Source organism: Nitrospira defluvii, assembly GCF_905220995.1.
GTDB classification, from domain to species: Bacteria; Nitrospirota; Nitrospiria; order Nitrospirales; family Nitrospiraceae; genus Nitrospira_A; species Nitrospira_A defluvii_C.
Window position 1 is genome coordinate 690,904 of sequence record NZ_CAJNBJ010000017.1, and the last position, 14,668, is coordinate 705,571.

Annotated in this window: 18 protein-coding genes; 4 read left to right on the plus strand and 14 right to left on the minus strand. The window is 59.3% G+C overall.

All coding sequences use genetic code 11. From position 1 onward, the window contains the following. Nucleotides 1–163: 163 nt before the first annotated feature. Nucleotides 164–838: an NlpC/P60 family protein gene (locus KJA79_RS18360; protein ID WP_213043511.1), complete on the plus strand. Its 675-nt coding sequence runs from the start codon at nucleotides 164–166 to the stop codon at nucleotides 836–838. A 31-nt stretch (nucleotides 839–869) separates the two neighbouring features. Beyond that, on the plus strand, nucleotides 870–1,070 hold the full coding sequence (locus KJA79_RS18365) for a DNA gyrase inhibitor YacG (protein WP_213043512.1): 201 nt from the start codon (nucleotides 870–872) through the stop codon (nucleotides 1,068–1,070). A 15-nt stretch (nucleotides 1,071–1,085) separates the two neighbouring features. Here the strand turns inward: KJA79_RS18365 and KJA79_RS18370 are convergent, their stop codons facing one another. The 3 genes from KJA79_RS18370 to KJA79_RS18380 form a co-directional block, all read right to left on the minus strand. Further along, the gene (locus KJA79_RS18370) at nucleotides 1,086–1,460 is read right to left on the minus strand and encodes a hypothetical protein (RefSeq protein WP_213043513.1); all 375 of its coding nucleotides are present in this window, start codon (nucleotides 1,458–1,460) and stop codon (nucleotides 1,086–1,088) included. 66 nt (nucleotides 1,461–1,526) lie between these two features. Beyond that, entirely contained in the window at nucleotides 1,527–2,735 is a 1,209-nt protein-coding gene (locus KJA79_RS18375) for a DUF1501 domain-containing protein (RefSeq protein ID WP_213043514.1), read from the minus strand. 9 nt (nucleotides 2,736–2,744) lie between these two features. Next, the gene (locus KJA79_RS18380) at nucleotides 2,745–4,067 is read right to left on the minus strand and encodes a DUF1800 domain-containing protein (protein WP_213043515.1); all 1,323 of its coding nucleotides are present in this window, start codon (nucleotides 4,065–4,067) and stop codon (nucleotides 2,745–2,747) included. A 140-nt stretch (nucleotides 4,068–4,207) separates the two neighbouring features. Between KJA79_RS18380 and KJA79_RS18385 the strand changes: the two genes are divergently transcribed. Further along, nucleotides 4,208–4,642: a hypothetical protein gene (locus KJA79_RS18385; protein WP_213043516.1), complete on the plus strand. Its 435-nt coding sequence runs from the start codon at nucleotides 4,208–4,210 to the stop codon at nucleotides 4,640–4,642. A gap of 52 nt (nucleotides 4,643–4,694) precedes the next feature. Here KJA79_RS18385 and KJA79_RS18390 read toward each other — a convergent pair whose 3' ends face one another. From KJA79_RS18390 to KJA79_RS18420, 7 genes are all read right to left on the minus strand, one after another. Then, nucleotides 4,695–5,048 (minus strand): hypothetical protein, encoded by a 354-nt coding sequence (locus KJA79_RS18390; protein WP_213043517.1) that lies wholly within the window; start codon nucleotides 5,046–5,048, stop codon nucleotides 4,695–4,697. 91 nt (nucleotides 5,049–5,139) lie between these two features. Then, nucleotides 5,140–5,445 carry a hypothetical protein gene (locus tag KJA79_RS18395; RefSeq protein WP_213043518.1) on the minus strand — a complete coding sequence of 102 codons (306 nt, stop codon included), beginning with the start codon at nucleotides 5,443–5,445 and terminating at the stop codon, nucleotides 5,140–5,142. A 70-nt stretch (nucleotides 5,446–5,515) separates the two neighbouring features. Continuing rightward, a complete protein-coding gene (locus KJA79_RS18400) occupies nucleotides 5,516–6,622 on the minus strand; it encodes a DNA topoisomerase IV subunit A (protein WP_213043519.1) in 1,107 nt (368 codons plus the stop codon). An 8-nt stretch (nucleotides 6,623–6,630) separates the two neighbouring features. After that, nucleotides 6,631–8,679: a DNA topoisomerase VI subunit B gene (locus KJA79_RS18405; RefSeq protein WP_246507770.1), complete on the minus strand. Its 2,049-nt coding sequence runs from the start codon at nucleotides 8,677–8,679 to the stop codon at nucleotides 6,631–6,633. A 488-nt stretch (nucleotides 8,680–9,167) separates the two neighbouring features. Further along, on the minus strand, nucleotides 9,168–9,641 hold the full coding sequence (locus KJA79_RS18410) for a hypothetical protein (protein ID WP_213043520.1): 474 nt from the start codon (nucleotides 9,639–9,641) through the stop codon (nucleotides 9,168–9,170). After that, complete coding sequence (locus KJA79_RS18415) at nucleotides 9,638–11,335, minus strand: hybrid sensor histidine kinase/response regulator (RefSeq protein ID WP_213043521.1); 1,698 nt, start codon at nucleotides 11,333–11,335, stop codon at nucleotides 9,638–9,640. The genes KJA79_RS18410 and KJA79_RS18415 overlap by 4 nt, the downstream gene beginning before the upstream one ends. Further along, entirely contained in the window at nucleotides 11,332–11,514 is a 183-nt protein-coding gene (locus KJA79_RS18420) for a hypothetical protein (protein WP_213043522.1), read from the minus strand. Before KJA79_RS18420 ends, KJA79_RS18415 begins: the two co-directional genes overlap by 4 nt. Before the next feature lie 282 nt (nucleotides 11,515–11,796). Between KJA79_RS18420 and KJA79_RS18425 the strand changes: the two genes are divergently transcribed. Then, nucleotides 11,797–12,507: a TIGR02466 family protein gene (locus KJA79_RS18425; RefSeq protein WP_213043523.1), complete on the plus strand. Its 711-nt coding sequence runs from the start codon at nucleotides 11,797–11,799 to the stop codon at nucleotides 12,505–12,507. A gap of 47 nt (nucleotides 12,508–12,554) precedes the next feature. Here KJA79_RS18425 and KJA79_RS18430 read toward each other — a convergent pair whose 3' ends face one another. Genes KJA79_RS18430 through bamE form a run of 4 tightly spaced genes read right to left on the minus strand, consistent with a single transcriptional unit; the run spans nucleotide 12,555 to nucleotide 14,610 of the window. Continuing rightward, the gene (locus KJA79_RS18430; protein ID WP_213043524.1) at nucleotides 12,555–13,133 is read right to left on the minus strand and encodes a hypothetical protein; all 579 of its coding nucleotides are present in this window, start codon (nucleotides 13,131–13,133) and stop codon (nucleotides 12,555–12,557) included. 33 nt (nucleotides 13,134–13,166) lie between these two features. After that, complete coding sequence (locus KJA79_RS18435) at nucleotides 13,167–13,604, minus strand: hypothetical protein (RefSeq protein WP_213043525.1); 438 nt, start codon at nucleotides 13,602–13,604, stop codon at nucleotides 13,167–13,169. Nucleotides 13,605–13,616: 12 nt separating this feature from the next. Continuing rightward, on the minus strand, nucleotides 13,617–14,234 hold the full coding sequence (locus tag KJA79_RS18440; RefSeq protein ID WP_246507772.1) for a hypothetical protein: 618 nt from the start codon (nucleotides 14,232–14,234) through the stop codon (nucleotides 13,617–13,619). Then, entirely contained in the window at nucleotides 14,209–14,610 is a 402-nt protein-coding gene (gene bamE, locus KJA79_RS18445; RefSeq protein WP_213043526.1) for an outer membrane protein assembly factor BamE domain-containing protein, read from the minus strand. The genes KJA79_RS18440 and bamE overlap by 26 nt, the downstream gene beginning before the upstream one ends. Nucleotides 14,611–14,668: the final 58 nt, after the last annotated feature.

Genomic DNA, 14,668 nt, shown 5'->3' on the forward strand with positions numbered 1-14,668 from the left:
CTGGCGCGCGGAGCCAAGAGGAACCGACGCGTACTCGTGCAGTACGTTGAGGGTCCGAGGGGCGAACCCTCCTGCCGAAGGCCCGCCGCAGCAGTGAATCGGCGATTGCAGCAGAAGTGCTCATGAAGCATGCTGGCTAGGGACCAGCTATACTTAAGGCAGTATGCCGGTACTCTCTCGTACCCTCTTCGGCCTGGTTCTGGCCATCGCCTTGAGCGCCTGCGCTGCCCCCTCATCGCAGGGACCTCGCCGCGCCGTGACACCATTGCCTGATTGCTGCCGCACCACGAAGCCCGATGCGCGCCAGCAGGCCATCGTCCGAACCGCCGCGAGCCTGGTCGGCGCTAAAACGATCGAGAGCCAGGGCCGACGTATCAGCTACGATTGTGCCGGCGTGACCCGCGCGATCTATCTGGCCCATGGCATCGATCTCTACGAGGGGGCCGCAGTCCAAGGGCCGACCAACGGCGTGGGGCTCATTTACAGCCATCTCCTGAAGCATGGACGACTCCACCGCGGGCCGATCGTGCAGCCCGGCGATCTGGTCTTCTTCGACAACACCTGGGACTTCAACGGGGACGGTCTCGTCAACGATCCGCTCACGCATGTCGGGATCGTGGAGGCTGTGGAGAGCGACGGCACGATCGTGTTTATCAGCCGGGTGGCCGGGTCCGTCGAGCGCTATCGGATGAACGTGGCACAACCACATCTCCACCGCTCACCGAATGGTCGGGTCCTTAACGACTATATGCGCCGAAAACACTGGCGTGACGGGGAACAGACGGCGTACCTGACCGGCGAGTTATTTGCGGCGTTCGGCACCAGGGTGGTACAGTAATTTCATCATCGCCCGTCAGAAGGTATAGGCCTTGTCCCCATCTCGCCTTTCCCAGAGCCGTTGCCCTGAATGCCACGAACCGACAACCTGGCAAGGCAATCCCTGGCGTCCATTCTGCTCCGAACGTTGTCAGTTGATCGATTTAGGGGCGTGGGCGGGAGAAGAATACCGTGTGCCAGGAACGAGCCTGACAGTGGGTGGATCGGAATTTTCTGCACCGGACAATGACTGACCGGCCTGAACTCCTCTACTCACAGCGACAGTTCGCTTTGTAGTCCATGCACATCGGGCCGATACTCCGCTCGCAGTCGCAACTACACTTTGGCGTCTTATCGGCGGGACAGGTGATCTGGCAGGTTTGCTTAATCCCCATTCCACAAGAGACGATCTCACAGGAATTGGACCCCTCGGCCAGCAGCAACGGGAGCGATGGCTCCACCGGAGCCGGTGTCTGTTGGAGCACCGGAGTGCGGCTTCGCGGCGTCTGACTGCCCGGTGGCGCATCCGAGCCCAGGACCATCTCTGCCTGCACCGGCACAGTCAGACCGACCCATGCCACGAAGCATGACACGAATGCGGCGGCAACCACCATTCGAAACCCTCGCAGTCCCTGCTTGCCCATGAGCCCACCTCCTTGTCCGAGGGCGCCAGCATAGGAAGAATCACGCATGAAATCAAGCCCCGCATCTCAGGTGAGCACATCGAGCAGCGGATACCGCCCGAGCCCAATGGGGGCGCCGGACACACCCCACCACTTCTCGATAACCGTCGCATATAGGCTCCGAAAATCCAGAGTATGCTTCAGGTCGCCTTCCTGCAGATCCGTCAGCGACGGAGCCGTACCATAGAGCCCGCCTTTGACCCGACCCCCCATAAACAGATGCGGCGCCGCTGTGCCGTGATCGGTTCCATGGCTCGCATTCTCGGCCACTCGTCGACCGAACTCGGAATAGGTCATGACCAGAACCTCATTCCACAGTCCCTGCTCTTCCATTGCCGCACGGAAGGTGACCAACCCCTGGGCCAGTTCATCTAGTAGCCGCTGATGAGCCGCCAACTGGCCCGCATGGGTATCGAAGCTCCCGTGGGTGACTTTGATGACGGCTACCGGGACCTTCGCGGAAATCAGCCTGGCAGCCAACTCCAACTGTTTCCCGAATCGATGCGCAGGGAATTCTCTTCCGATCGGCGGAGCCTGCTGAATACGCCCTTGTAGATCAGTCGCCGCTTGAGAGATCTCCCCGCGCACATCCAAAATATGAGCGAGGGCACGATTCGTCGTCGGGACAGACGCTGGTTTCACCGATCCGGCCTGGTGCAGAAATTGAGCGAGATCGTGGAGTGCGATAGTCCTGGCCGTTCCGCCGCTTAACGGACCGGCATCTCCTTTGCCCAGTAGAATCCCCTCGGCCGTAAACCGCGCGGGCAATGGGACGCGTTCGAACAACGCTGAGAGCCATCCCACATCCAGGACCCGCTCACTGTCCGAGGCGGTATCCCAAATTTCAATCGAACGGAAATGCGACCGGTTTGGTTTGGGGTAGCCCACCCCCTGCACCCAGGCCAGCTCCTTACTTTCCCACAAGAGCATCAGAGGCGACAGCGCCGGGTGTAGCCCGACCTTGGGGGTCAGCCGACGAACCTGCTCGCGCGGAATGGCCAATTGCGGGCGGGCTCGATAATAGGCGTCACTCTCATAAGGGATGAGTGTATTCAGGCCGTCATTCCCACCATGTAGCTCAACCAACAGCAGGATGCGTTCACGAGCAGGGGGTACGCGGGACCTGTCCCTCGCCTCACCCACCCCTGCCACAGCCCATGAGACAGGGCGAGAGAGGAGAAGCGGCAGTGCCATCGCGGCGTTGAGGAGGGCCCGTCGAGTCAATCCGTTCGGCATCCTGCGCCCTCATTTCAAGTGATAGACCGGATCCGATACCAACTGATGGACGATCTGAGCTCGATCCTCTTCCGATGCCAGCGGTTCCACCGGGGGCAACGCCAGCAGCGTGGCCTGCACCAGATCCAGCGGTTCGGTCGTGAGCCAGTTCACTCCGTGCCGCTGTTGCATCCCCCCCATGCCTTGAGGATGACCCAGTTCATGGCCGCGGATCATTCGATGAAGAATCTGCGTCCTGTCCAACAAGGTCGAGGTGGTAATCCAGCGCATGCCGCCGGGCCAGCCCTTCACGTTCGGCGGATCGAACAGATCCTGGCCGATCCGACGGGCGGCGCCAATCAGATGCGAGGCGTCTTCTATCGAAAGATTGAAGAGCCTGGTGGTCCCCACAAGCAGTTCCACCGGAGACTTGATCAAGGAGCCGCGATTCTCCGGCGCCCAGAACTGTGGAATCAGCAGCAGGTCATTCAAGAGTGAGGATATGTCATAGTTGCTGCGCCTGAACGACTCGGCAAGGCGCTCCACTTCCGTCTGATCCGGCTGATCGGACACGAACTCCTTCCACAGTTTGCCGACCAGGTGGCGTGCGACTTCGGGCTGCTCTAACGTGAGTGACAGGATATCGTCGCCCTCAAAGCGACCAGTCTTGCCGAACACGACTTTCGACCCGCCATCATACTGTCGCAGATCGACACGAAAGACTCCGGTGCGGAGATCCACGTGCCAGCCCGAGAATGCCCTCGCCGCTTCCTTGATGTCCTGTTCGTGATAGTGTCCTTCGCCGAGTGTAAACAGTTCAAACAGTTCACGGGCGAAGTTTTCGTTGGGATGCTCCCTGCGGTTCGTCTGCGTATCCAAATACAGCAGCATGGCCGGATTCTTGGCCATGGCATGCAGTAACGTCCCAAAGGAACCCACGGCATAGAGGCGTAGCAGGACATTCTGCTGATGCAGAAACGGCGGCCATCTGACCTTGTGCAGACTGGACGTGAAGTGGGTATGCCAGAAGAGGGTCATCCGCTCCAACAGCGGAGTTGGCGTCGTGATGAGCTCGTGATACCACCAAGCTTTCAACTCCTGGCCGTGAGTCTTCAACTCCTCATGAAAGAGACGCCGATCCCGCTGACTCCACTGCTTGCGTACATGGGGCAAGGGAGGCAGCCGATGAATCCACGTCGGGGGCGGAGTGCGTGCCTTGTTCGTGGGAATGGCCAGCACCTGCGCGACCGCAGCCCGCCGATCCAACGTCATGAACCGGTGAATCTCGTCGGGGGTTCCGCCGAAACCGGTGCGGGACAGGAAGTGACGGGCCTCATCGTAAGTCAGGAGCATGCGCTGCACTCTGAACCATGTATTTGCCGTTACTCAAGACAACGACCGCTCGTGCCTATGGTTGACAGGTATTTCGACATGTATTCACCCCCGTAACAATCCTAGTAGCGTCGGCCCGCAGGGTTTCTGTAAGATCGCGCATGCGCTCCATCATTGTGCTCTGTCTCCTTCTCCTCTCCACCAGCATGACCAGCGGTTGCGGCACAACCGTCGGCACCAAGCTCACCGGTGCGGTTCGTTACGTGAATATTCGAATGGACATCGCTCCTCGCCAGCTCATCGCGCAAATCGGCGATGAGATTCGGTGGCAAAACCTAAACCCTGAGCCTGTCCGACTACGCCTGCTCGAGGAAGGTACCCCGGCACTTCTCGAATGCGGGAAAGGCTTCTCCCAATTCGGCGTGGTGCAGGACACGGTCACGATCGCTCCCCAACAATACGCCAGTCTCTGCTTCGCCAAACCCGGCACGGTCCGCTTTAACGTGTGGCTCGACGCCGACAACCCGCAAGGCACGATGACCCCGACCGGCAGTATCCGCATCGAGCCACGCGCAGGCTTCAAGCGGAACTCCTGACCGGCTTCCACGACATTTCTCTCGACTGGTCCGCCTGTTCGTTCGCAGACTGTCAGCAGGGAATATTGATCGCTGGATCACAAAACAGCGGCGGAATCACTGTGGGGCGCATGTAGCGTGAGGAAGGATCCTGCGATCCCATGGGGGCAGTCAGCGCCGGCCCGCCGGTCATACCCGGCAACCCTTTACCGATGGTCCCGAACGACTTGCCTTGGCTGGAAGGAATCGTATTGCTTTGAGGCGCACTGGCCCCCGAGGCGGTTGAGGTGATCATCGACTGTTGCGCAAATGGATTTTGCAGCAGCGGCAGAGTGCCCGGCATTTGAGGAGTTTGTCCCGGTTGGCTTTGTTGCGGCGATGCCGGTGCGGAAGTCTGGGCGGTCACGAACGTCGGGGTTATCATCACGACCACGCTGAGGCTGAAAACCCAGATATCCCTCTGAAGCCGCCCTGGATACGATCTGTCATTCAGACGCACAGACACTCCGTTTCTTCGACTACACGAGCTGCCGGCAAGGCCAGCTAAAGACCGCAATGGAGGGCTTCTGCCCACCCGGCCGTTGAACCACTTCGTCACGCCAAGCCTTGACGGCCTGTTCGACCCTGTCGGCCCGGACATCGTCCACGGCAACCATGATGACATGGTTGACCCCCGGATAGAAGGAGACGCCTTCCACGGGCCCCGTGTGTCCTGCCCCGATAGTCTCAGGCAGCTCCGTGTACGCGCGGACATCACACTGTTCGAGTAACACGTGCACTCGTTCCTTTAACGACGACCGAAAGGCCAACATCAGCATCTGCATGTGGTGACTCCAGGAGCATCAGATAGTTGTTTCGACATGAGGGTCGGGCAAATGCGGCGGAACCGGTCGGTTAATCCAACCAATCTTTCTCTTTCAGTTTTCGCGGCAGGTACTTCTTGGTCAAATACTGAAAGTCTTTGTTGGCCAGGGCATCCAGTTCGTATTTCAGGCCGCTGGTGAGCATCCGCTTGATTTCCTGCTGCCAGGATGGTTTCTGGAACCATTGATAGTTCAACAATTCCTTCGCGCGGGTGATGTCCTTCTCATTCAGCTTAATCCCCACGTTCCTCGGCAACTCGTACCGCTCCGGGTCCGCGCTGGATAACCCGATGAATTTCGCCTTTGGGATGGCCATGCGCTGGCTCTCGAACGCGAGATTGATCGACCCCTGTTTCACCACGGAATAGATATAGTACCCCCAGGGATCGTTGTCCACCAGCACGTAGACCGGCAACTTGTACTCTTCGTGCAGACGTCGCGCTAGCCTCCTGACGCCCCGCGGAGGCTGGCCATTGCCGGTCAACAACACGCAATTGTAGCGCCGCCAGAACTTGTCTTCGGAGAGGCGGTTCCATTGGGTGCCTTTTTCGACTAAGAGCAGAAAGTCGGCCGTGCAACGGCGGATTTCGAGATATTCCGGTTCGACAATGGAGGGTACGGAATAGCCGCCCTTGCCGAGCTTGGCGCAATCCACCCGGTCACCGTCATCGCCGAACACCACCGGCCCCACAATGCTCCCGCTGTTCTCCGCCCGCACGTGCAGTTCCTCGCGCAGGGCGATGAGCGACACTTCCAGATCCTCGATAATCGGATCAGACTCGTCCTGCGTGTCAAAGGTGTTCTCGTGGGAGTCCTGAATCGTATGCTTGGTCCGGTAATAAATTTCCCTCAGCGACGTGGTCAGATCGGCCTGCTGTAACTCCGCCAGTGCATCGGCCACCAGCATGGTCTGCATGAACTTCTTCGCCATGCCGACGTTAAAGAACGAGCGCGCTTGTTTCTTGTCGCCCATCTCGATCAGCCCTCGCCGGGGGTTGAACGACACGTTCGACAGGGCGCGCATCGGAATCTCGAAGGTCGGGTCTTTGGCTCTCTGCGCGGCCGCAATCACGACGTCGGCCATGCCGACGAGCTTCTTCGCCACGACTCCGTTTTTCTTTGCTTTCGCCTGTGCCATAACCTGTCCTATGTCCTTTTGCGGGTGGGCCTCGCTGTGCCGGATGATGTCTTTCGAGGCGATGTTTTTCGAGGCGCCGCCTTCCTCGCCTGCGTTGGTTCGGCGGCGAACATCTCCTGCTGCCCACCTGCGCCTTTGGCCTTCGCGGCCACCTTGCCTTTTGCGGATGCTAGCGTCGGCTTGACGACTCGCCTTCCCCGTCTGGGCGATTTCGACGTCGGGGTGGAGTCGGCAAGCATGGGCGGTGGAGAGGCGGCATCCGCTGCAGGAGACTGCTGAGCAATCTCGGTCTCACCTTCAATCCCTTCGGCCGTGACGATGATCGAGTGCGGCAATCCTTCAGGCCCGGCACCGGTCTTCCCCAACGCTTCGTCGGTCTTGACGCCTCCCGTTCGGGAACTCGCAATCTTATGCAGCTGCTCTTTCAACTTCTCAGTCGGAAGCTTCCCGCCTTTCAAGCGATTGCAGGCCGCAACGACCTCTTCGATATAGAGATCGAAAATATTACGCCGTCGGAATTCGCTCGCCGCCCGCTCACGCCGACGCAGAAAGATGCCCAAACGACGTCCCGCCTCGCGCAGCGCCAGGGTGATTTCCTTCTGAATTTCATCGTAGTCCGCAATGGCTTCCTTCGACTCGCTGGTGAACGGAACCCAGACGGACGCCATGTGCACGAAAATTACCATTGGCCCGGCGGGCAAGGCACCACGGGATTGCGTGACGCCGTAGTTCCGCCACGTGGTGCTGAGCACGGCCTTAAAGGTCGAACAGGCGGACTGCTGATACAGCAACGGCACCCGATTCGCGTATCGGATCACCCGGGCCAATTCCGATTCATGGCCTTGGTCTTCACCCTCTGCAAGCGGCACGCTAGCCTGCTGAGGCTTTGCCGCCTCCTCCGGGCCTTTCCCGAAGGCCAGCCCCGCTTCGATGATGAACGGATAGCCGCGATACACGGCCGGCGGCCGACTGACCGCCGTATAAAACTCGCCCTTGATCTGCTTGTACAGCCCCGAGAGAATCGCCTTTTCTCCGATCGGCGAAATACAGTTCGTCGGAGGCGCCATGATTTTTGTGGCCTGGATGGTTTTATACAGTACTTCCGCGGCCTGGGGTTTCACGTCACGGGGCTTCGTGTTGGGCGAGAGTTTGGCCGCTTTGCACATCTCTTCCGCCAGCGCCGGTGAGACACGACAAAAGTCACCGGCCAAGAACCCGGCGACCGTCTGGCTCTTCGTGTCCTGCAACATTTTCAGGAGAGCACCGAATTCAATGCCGTAGGGATGCGGTTTGATTTCCCTCGGCGACGGCGGCAGCTCGTGATAGGAACGCGGGTACTCCTTCGTCTCCCCCTCCGGAGTCTGGTAGATCAGCCGCACGTGAGGATTCGCAATCGAGGTTTGCTCCAGCCATTCGTCGACCGACGCGCGCCCCTTCTGATACCGTCCCTCGACTTCCAGCGTCACCTCGGTCCCCTGCGGCTGATGCCATTCGATCTGTTTATTTTCGTGCACCAGCGGCTCATTCTTCTTCGTGTCGATCTGCACTTCGAAATAATGCGCCGCCGCTCGCGGGCCCGTGCGGGAAATGACCTTCACGGGTTTCCCGGTCGTCAGTTGCCCATACATGCCGGCGGCAGAGATGCCGATGCCCTGCTGTCCACGGCTCATTCGCATACGATGAAACTTCGACCCGTAGAGTAATTTCGCAAATACGCGTGGAATCTGCTGGCGGACAATGCCGGGCCCATTGTCGGTGACGGTGATGCGGAACCGCGTCGCCTGGCTCGGCGCAACGGGCGTCTGACCGGCCGTCACGATTTCGAGTTTCACGGTCACATCGGGCAGAATCCCGGCTTCTTCGCAGGCATCCAATGAATTGTCGACCGCTTCCTTGACGCAGGTCAGCAGCGCCTTACGCGGATTGTCAAAGCCGAGCAGATGCCGGTTCTTCGTGAAAAATTCGGAGACGGAAATCTCCCGCTGCCGCGCGCCCATCTCCACGGCCGTCACCACGGGAGCGGACGTTGCTCCGGCCTGCGTCTTCTTGCGTGGCATGGTCGCGGCTGGCTCACTCGAATCGGAGGGCGGTATGGGTGCGGAGGAAGCGGCACGTGGGCGTGATGTCTTGGTGGCCATTCAACCTCTCAAGCAAGGAATTCACAACGAACGACAGCACACAACCCGCAGACACGATACGTATACTCTTCGTCGTTTACAGGGAACAACCAGGAGAGTCAAGCCTTGACGGGATTCTCGTCGGGTCAATGGACGGTGACGGAGGGTCGGAGAGGCGGACTGGAATAACCGACGGACGGATGGTTCTGTGCGGAATGATTTGGGTGGGAGGAGGACGCACCTACCGAGGAGAGGTAGATACGGCGGAGATCTCGAGAGGACTTCAGGCTTCCCGGTACAGGCCGGGCATGCACACCATCCTCAACACTCAATCCCCTTGTTGTACATATTCCCCCGGGGCGTTAACTCCCCCCACTCGCCTACGATAGGCCCCTCTGCACCGGTGAGTCAAGAGCGGCCACACACGGCTATGAACCGCTCACCTGTGCCTGTCGGCGCGTCACCGAAACGCGATGAAGCCAAGTGAGATCGATACGCACCTCAGCCCCGATCGGACAGAAGGCCGGCCCTGTGGCGCTATTACTCTCCACCCTCGCTCGGAGTAGACCCCGTTCGACTTCGACCTCCAACACACCGAGATGTTCGTGGACATCCACCACGCACATCATACTACCGACGCCGCGATCAGCAGGGATAGTCTTCGCCACCACCGGTTCCCGTAGCGTGAGCAGATCATGCGGTCGAAACAGCGGCTGATCCATGACTTCAACCACCAACAGCACCACCGCCGCTGCGGCAGTCATGGATGCGCCCGCAAGGATGATATTGGCGCGTTGAGGGAAATGCGCTCTCACCCACAGGATAGCCGTACGAATGCCGAGAACGAGCAGGAGGCCGATGAAACAGAGCACCAGGATAATGAACACGAAGCGAAGGTTCATGCGGGCTCTTCCGCGGGAGAGATCGCCACGACGACATGCATACCTTTCGACGTCTCCAGCCGTCGTACCTGGATGCTGGCGGGGAATTCGGTACCGTCTTTGCGCCTGCCCGTTCCATGTTCGACCCCGGGCGCCGTCATAGCAATAGTATCGCACAGCAGATTGGAGAACACCTGCATCAGCCGTTGCCCTGGAAGTTCACCCGCCTCATAGCCGAATTGCTGTTCCGCACGCCTATTGGCCATCTCAATCTTGCCTTCCGCGTCGGCCACGAAGAGGCCATTCGTCGCCGACTCCATCACCAGGCGCAGCAAGTCCTCCCGCTCCTGAGAGGTTGCCTCCTGCTGTTTCCGCTCGGTAATGTCCTGTGCGAACACTAAGACACCCAGCACATTGCCTCGCGTGTCGAGATAGGGCACCTTGTCGGTCTGTACCCAACGCTTCTCACCCGAACCGGTCCGGTACGGCTCGACGATGCCGAGTTTCGCGCGGCCGGACACGATCACCTCTAAATCGTCTTGATGATACCGCTCGGCCTCTTCCGGATAAAATTCATCCGTGGCATGGCCTTCAATTTCCGACACGGTCTTGTGCAAAGACTCGGCGGCCCGCCGATTTGCGCGCAGAATGCGGTTGTGCGAATCCTTGTACCAAACCATCGCGGGGATCAAATCCAAGAGAACCTGCTGCTCGATCTGCTGCTGGAGCAACCGTGCCTCTGCTTCCTTTCGCGCAGTGATGTCGCGCACAATGCCGCAATGCACCCGTTGCCCGCCGGACATCCAGCTACTGAGCGACATCTCGATGGGAAACTCCCGTCCGTCCTTGTGCAACCCGTGCATGGTGACGACGGTCCCCTTCAGTCGCAGGTCTCCGGTCGTGCGCACCCGCGCCAATGCCCGCTCATGGTTGGCACGGTACCGTTCCGGCATGATTCTCGTGAGCGACTGCCCCAGAATCTCTGCGGCTGAATACCCGAACAGGCGTTCCGCCGCGCTATTCCATGACAGGATAAAGCCCTCTCCATCGGCCAACACGATGGCGTCGGGGGCAGTCTGAACGACCTCTCGAAATCGCTCTTCGCTGGCGGTCAAGGCCTGCCGAGCCGAGGCGGCTTCCAGGGAAAGATGGTTGACCCCGACCGCCCTCTTGATCAGCGCCTTCACCTCCTCGCCATCATAGGGTTTCGTCAGGTACCCGAACGCGCCTTCGGTGAGCGAGGCATGTTTCTTCGCCACCTCCACAAACGCGGTCAACATAATCACCGGCAGGACCGGATCAAGTTCTTTCACGAGGGTCAACACGGAGAGGCCGTCCATGTCAGGGAGCATCAAATCCAGAAGCACCGCGGAGAAAGACTCCGTCTTGACCTTGGCGAGGGCCTCTGCCCCGGTACCGGCGACCAACACGCGATACCCGGCATGTTCGAGAAGATCTTGCAGGACGAGGGTGATGTCAGGATCGTCATCAACGATGAGGATCGTAGGAGCGGGCTGCGTGGAAACCGGCGTGGACATCAGCATGGCGGTCAACGAACCCTGAGAGGTCTTGGTGCGACCGTTCCACTGCTTTGTTTGGCATTGTCCTCCTTTTAACGACAAGAATCCAGCGGGATATTGGGCATAGATGCGATGCGTCACAAGGACCGAGCAGGAAGGCCGCTTCAGCGACGTCTCGCGGTCGACCCCGGTCATGCTGTTTTCTTGCGATAGACATTCAACCCGATCTTCTCCTCTCGCCCTGGAATCGTCACATTGCCTTCGGTGGATGCGATAATAATGGTCTTCCCAGAAGCCGACGGCCCGAACTCCTTCGACAAATCCACCTTGATGGTCAACAGTGTTCCCTCGACGCTCATCTCAACATTTTTCATCGTCCGTTCCTATTCTTTGCGCCCATACCCGACTGTTACGGCACAGCAATGCCCCCCATGTCCCCCCAGGCTAGGCCTAGCGCAAAGGCCTGTCAAGCAGGCTGGCGTCTTCACAACAGAGACGAGGTACCCCCGTGTGAGCCTATCATGCACATAGAGGCGCCCATGCTGGTGCGCCGGTCTTCTGGATCCCCCTGGGCAAACCCCTAGGTTGACTTTCGTTTGTACGGAAGGCTACCGTGCGGCGCATCGACGGTCGTAGATCAGTATGGGACATCCTCCATGCCGACCGAGATCGAGATCCAGATCACGCCGCTTTTTTCCACGCCTCTGCTGGTATTCACTCCTGCTGACCACGTACGCATCAACGCCAGGCTTTCCGAGCTGATTTTACAGCGTGAAGCCTCGGTTCCGACCCATCGGGATACGGAGGTCATCGGTTGGTCTTCTCCGCACGATCTGTCGATGCTGGAGTGGGCGGGTGAGCCGTTACGCGCCTTGTTTGCGCCTGTGATCGAAGTGGCTAAGCAAGTCACGACCCTGTCCGATCGCTGCAGCCATGGAAATCGCCGACCGGACTGGAATGTGGTTGAAGTGTGGGCCAACGTGCAACGGCACGGCGGCGCCAATGCGGCCCACTCACATCCGGGCAGTTTTTGGGCTGGGGTCTATTACGTCGATGTGGGAGAAGTGTGCCCTCAACAGGAGAAGGGCGGAGAGTTGCAGATTTACGATCCACGGGGCTGCCTGCCGCGCATGCTGGCGCCCTATCTGCAATACAGCATGACCGAATTACATGATGCCGGCACCAGCATCTCGTATACCCCGACCGCAGGCCAATGCCTGCTGTTTCCAGGTTGGCTATTTCATGCGGTGAACACGTATCACGGAGTGGCGCCTCGGATCAGTGTGGCCTTTAATCTCGATCCGGTGTTGACCTCCGCGAAGTTCAACGGAACTCAGAAGACTGTCGCAGGCCAACCCAGCCGCTGACCGTTCGTTGCCGCCAGCCATTCACACCGTCTTGGAGCATCACCCGCTTACGGCAGCATGTTGGCTTGCACAAACAACGCCTGCTCGAGTGTACGAAAAAACTGTTGGTAGGGCTCGGGCGATTCGACGGCTTTGAGATAATACTGGGCGCTGGCCCGTACGACCAACTGTGTCGTCCCTCGCGGACGGACGGTCACGGTCAGACGCACGAGATTGCTGCGATGATAAAACGGCCCCCAGCTCCGGAACTGCCGCGTGAGGATCAAGAGGCCATCGTCCCGGTACAAGTGGTACGACGCGTCATGGAGACGCGAGGGCTCATAGTCGTCAAACTTTTTGGCAGAGACGATACCCAACGTGTCATCGAGCACGTCCACCGCAAACCCAAGATCCTGACAGGTAGAGACGACCGCTTGGATGGTTTTGAGACGATCGGTGGTGTCGAAGATTCGGCTTTGCGCGGCACGCACCTTTACTTGGCTGGCCTCGGACAGCCAGATCTGATCCCTCGACTCCCACTGGTTTTCGTGACGCCACTCATAGGACGAACACCCGACCGTCGACAGGACCCACACCAGCAGGCCCACCGACGCGGCAGAGCCTCGGAACCCGCCGGTCCGGGCCACGAACCTTTTAAGGCAGCACAGACGGCGCACCGGCTAATCCTTCACCAGAAACAATGACCGCTCCACCGCCGCGAAAAAATTCTGATAGACCTTGGGATCGTCGATGGGCTTGCTGTTGTAGATCGCATTGGCCCTGATCATGGTCTTCCCGGCCTCCTGAGCACGCACCGTCACCGTGACGCCGAGCACGTCATAGTAATTGGGTTCGGCGAAGCGCGCCGCCGTCACGAGCCCGAGCGGCTCATTGGCCCGTTCGATGATGAAGCCCAGATCTTGTAGAGCGGCAATCACCCCCCGCATCGCGATGGTCTGATCTTTCACCTCAAACGAACGCGTCTGCGCGCTCCGAATTTTCATCTGCGCATCGGTCGGCGCAAACAGTTCCTGCCGCGGCTCCGGCGCGACACACCCGTGCAGGAGGAGGGTCCCCGCCACCACCGCCATCGCTTTGATCCCCCAAATCCAGTTCATGTGTCCTCACGTTTAGATCGCATGCGGTTCCAAGAAGACGGCTTTGGACAGCTTCGCGAAAAATTGCTGATAGATCTCCTGATCACGAATCATCTCCATCTTTTGTTCACCCGGCGGGATGTAATTGCGGTCAGCCTGTCCGTCCCCTTTCCACACCACGCGATAGAAAATGATTCGCACTTCATGCCGGGAACTGTCGCCGCTGACGGGTCTGGCGACGATGGTCGCCGCGACTTTCTGATGCAGGTCGATCGGGATGAGCACATGGCCGAGCGTCAGCAGCCAGACGAAGAACCGATCACGATACTGTCCGTATTCACGAGCGCTCCGCTCCTTCGCAGCCCGCAGAAACCCGACCTCCCCTACGCTCTCTTCGATCTGAAATCCAAGATCCTGGAGGGCGGCCGCTGAGGCCGACAGTAATTCACGATCGGTGGCGGTCTCGAACACACGCGTTTGCATGGCTCGATTCGCACTGCTCTCCGGCGTCAGTTGAAAGAATTCCGCCGGCTGCGTCGGCTGGGCACAGCCAGCCAGGAACATCAGCAGCGCCAGGGCAAGCAGAAGAGCCGCCAAGACGCGCGGCTGCCCCCGGCTGATCCACTTAGAATTGCGTCGAGTTGTAGGCAAAGTCGCGAACCTTCTTGTCTTCGTCGTACTTGATGATGATCGTCAGGGTCCGTTGCCGCTGCGAACTGGAACGATCGCTGGAGTTCGCGCCCAAAATGATCAATCCGGCGTAGGTCGAGCTCGCCGTGTCCACTCGGTCGGTCGACACCTTGTCATAAATCCACACCTCACGGCGTTTGTCGTCCGTGGTGACGATGTTCGGCGACCCCAGCAATTCGGCGACCTGAGCGGCCGACATACCGACTTTCACTTCTCCTTGTACCCGTCCGACGGTCAGCCGGTCTTCCTTGATCTCCGCTTGTTTCCCGCCGCAGCCGGTCAGCCCGATCACTATGCATATTCCTACCAACGCCATGCCCCAGTGCGAATGTCTCATCGTCTGCCTCTCCCTTCCTCGCGTCGCCGGTCGACTGTTCAATTGCCGTCCCATCTTA

What these genes read in the sequence shown, in the direction of transcription:
- KJA79_RS18425 (WP_213043523.1), top strand. Translation starts at nt 11,797, where the DNA reads ATGCCGACCGAGATCGAGATCCAGATCACGCCGCTTTTTTCCACGCCT.
- KJA79_RS18400 (WP_213043519.1), bottom strand. Translation starts at nt 6,622, where the DNA reads ATGGCACAGGCGAAAGCAAAGAAAAACGGAGTCGTGGCGAAGAAGCTC.
- KJA79_RS18360 (WP_213043511.1), top strand. Translation starts at nt 164, where the DNA reads ATGCCGGTACTCTCTCGTACCCTCTTCGGCCTGGTTCTGGCCATCGCC.
- KJA79_RS18420 (WP_213043522.1), bottom strand. Translation starts at nt 11,514, where the DNA reads ATGAAAAATGTTGAGATGAGCGTCGAGGGAACACTGTTGACCATCAAG.
- KJA79_RS18395 (WP_213043518.1), bottom strand. Translation starts at nt 5,445, where the DNA reads ATGCAGATGCTGATGTTGGCCTTTCGGTCGTCGTTAAAGGAACGAGTG.
- KJA79_RS18415 (WP_213043521.1), bottom strand. Translation starts at nt 11,335, where the DNA reads ATGACCGGGGTCGACCGCGAGACGTCGCTGAAGCGGCCTTCCTGCTCG.
- KJA79_RS18375 (WP_213043514.1), bottom strand. Translation starts at nt 2,735, where the DNA reads ATGCCGAACGGATTGACTCGACGGGCCCTCCTCAACGCCGCGATGGCA.
- bamE (WP_213043526.1), bottom strand. Translation starts at nt 14,610, where the DNA reads ATGAGACATTCGCACTGGGGCATGGCGTTGGTAGGAATATGCATAGTG.
- KJA79_RS18370 (WP_213043513.1), bottom strand. Translation starts at nt 1,460, where the DNA reads ATGGGCAAGCAGGGACTGCGAGGGTTTCGAATGGTGGTTGCCGCCGCA.
- KJA79_RS18410 (WP_213043520.1), bottom strand. Translation starts at nt 9,641, where the DNA reads ATGAACCTTCGCTTCGTGTTCATTATCCTGGTGCTCTGTTTCATCGGC.
- KJA79_RS18380 (WP_213043515.1), bottom strand. Translation starts at nt 4,067, where the DNA reads ATGCTCCTGACTTACGATGAGGCCCGTCACTTCCTGTCCCGCACCGGT.
- KJA79_RS18435 (WP_213043525.1), bottom strand. Translation starts at nt 13,604, where the DNA reads ATGAACTGGATTTGGGGGATCAAAGCGATGGCGGTGGTGGCGGGGACC.
- KJA79_RS18385 (WP_213043516.1), top strand. Translation starts at nt 4,208, where the DNA reads ATGCGCTCCATCATTGTGCTCTGTCTCCTTCTCCTCTCCACCAGCATG.
- KJA79_RS18405 (WP_246507770.1), bottom strand. Translation starts at nt 8,679, where the DNA reads ATGCCACGCAAGAAGACGCAGGCCGGAGCAACGTCCGCTCCCGTGGTG.